Raw genomic sequence first — 2,017 nt, 5'->3', positions numbered from 1 at the left:
TCAAGACCGTCCCAGCCCGTCGCCAAAATCACCGACGTGAGCACATCCACATCACGCAGATCGTGATCAAGTAGCACCACCCCATGCACCAGCTCCTCCTTCGGCAAGAACCCCGCCGCCAACCGTGACTTCGGGCTACCTTTACCGACCAACACCCCCACATCCGCCAACTCGATCGCGACCCCGAACACATTCCCCACCGGCACAGCAGCCGGATCACCCGCCTCCCACACCCCACCCGCCACACCACCCTCACTGTCACCCTCACCCTCGTGCCGCGAAAGCTCCCGTGACCGCGCCCGCGCCGCCTCCGCCTCCTCCGCCACCCGAACAGGAACACCCCCACCCCCACCCCCCGCGACAGCAGCCCTCAACGCTCTGACCTGATCCCTGTTGATCAAGCCACCGGACAGTTCCGCGACCTCCGCATACGACATCTCACCCTGAAGACCAGCCACCCAGGCATTGACCCAACCCTGGGTTAGCTTGTTCAAGCGCAGTCGGCTCGCTGACTTCAGTTCGAAGCCGTCCGGGAGGCCTCCCCGTGTGTTCAGGAAATCCCGGAGCGTGCGGGGTCCCGTGCCATCCGGTGCAGGACGCCAGCCCACCACATCCCCCGGCACATCCTCAGGAATCTCTGGCCCCTTAAGACGCCGCCACCGCCGGAAGACCATAGTCTGACTAACCAGACCACCGGACATATCCGCGACTTCCGCCTGCGTCGTATCTTCTTCGTGAAGCCCTGCCAGCCAGGCATCGATCCACTCCTGGGCCATCTGACTCGAGCGCTGTCGCTTCCCTGATTTCAGGACGAAACCTTCCGGGTGGGGCCGTGATTCCAGGAAAGCCCTCAACGTCCGCAGACCAGTACCGTCCTCCGCGGGACGCCACCCCACCACCTCAGGCCGGGTCAGCACCCCCGGCACCGAAGAACCACCACCCTCCCTTAAGACCGGACCAGGCCCGGAAACATCCCCCTCCGGCACCCCCGCATCCGACTCCCTGGCAGGGCCCGCCCACAACACCCGCACCAGGTTAATATTGATCAAGCCACCGGACAGTTCCGCGACGTCCTCCTGCGGCATCTTCCCGTAAAGCTTTGCCGCCCAGGCATTGATCNCGCGTGTTCAGGAAATCCCGGAATGTGAGGGGTCCCGTGCCATCCGGTGCAGGACGCCAGTCCACCACATCCACCGGCACATCCTCAGAAACCCACGACCCCTCAAGACGCCGCCACAACTCGCCGATGTGAGTACGACTGACCAAACCATCGGACAATTCCACGACTTCCGCCTGCGTCATCTCCCCGTGCAAGTCTTCCGCCCAGGCATTGATCCAGTCCTGGGCCTTCTGACTCGAGTGCTTCCGGTTCCTCGATTTCAGGGCGAAACCTGCCGGGTGAGGCCGTGACTCCAGGAAAGCCCTCAACGTCCGCAGACCAGTGCCGTCCTCCGCGGGACGCCACCCCACCACCTCAGGCCGGGTCAGCACCCCCGAATCCGAAGAACCACCACCCCCAGGAACATCCCCCTCCAGCACCCCCGTATCCGATTCCCTGGCAAGGCCTGCCCACAACACCGTCACCTGATTCCTGTTGATCAAGTCACCGGACAGCTTATTGACTGCACTCTGCGACATCTTGTCGCGGAGCTTTGCCGCCCAGGCATTGATCCAGCCCCGGGCGACCGCACTCGTCCTCGACCCCGTCCGGCCCTTCGATTTCAGGGTGAAACCTGCCGGGAGGTCCCCTCGCGTGTTCAGGAAATCCCGGAATGTGAGGGGTCCCGTGCCATCCGGTGCAGGACGCCAGTCCACCACATCCACCGGCACATCCTCAGGAATCCACGGCCGTTCAAGGCGCCGCCACAGCACACTGACCTGATTCGGGCTGACCAAGTCACCGGACAGTTTCACGACGTCCGCCTGCGTCATCTCCCCGTGCAGGTCTTCCATCCAGCCATTGATCCACTCCTGGGCGGCCGGCTGGGGCCGTGATTCCAGGAAAGCTCTCAACGTC

The 2,017-nt window shown here is 63.7% G+C and carries 1 protein-coding gene; it reads right to left on the bottom strand.

Annotation, left to right across the window (positions count from 1 at the left end):
• Positions 1–776: hypothetical protein (locus H074_RS08520; protein WP_007029624.1), on the bottom strand; the 776-nt coding region annotated here is incomplete at its 3' end.
• Between the last annotated feature and the right edge of the window lie 1,241 nt (positions 777–2,017).

The organism is Amycolatopsis decaplanina DSM 44594, from assembly GCF_000342005.1.
GTDB classification, from domain to species: Bacteria; Actinomycetota; Actinomycetes; order Mycobacteriales; family Pseudonocardiaceae; genus Amycolatopsis; species Amycolatopsis decaplanina.
Note: the sequence above shows the minus strand (reverse complement) of the source record. Positions and strands in the feature narration are given on the sequence as shown.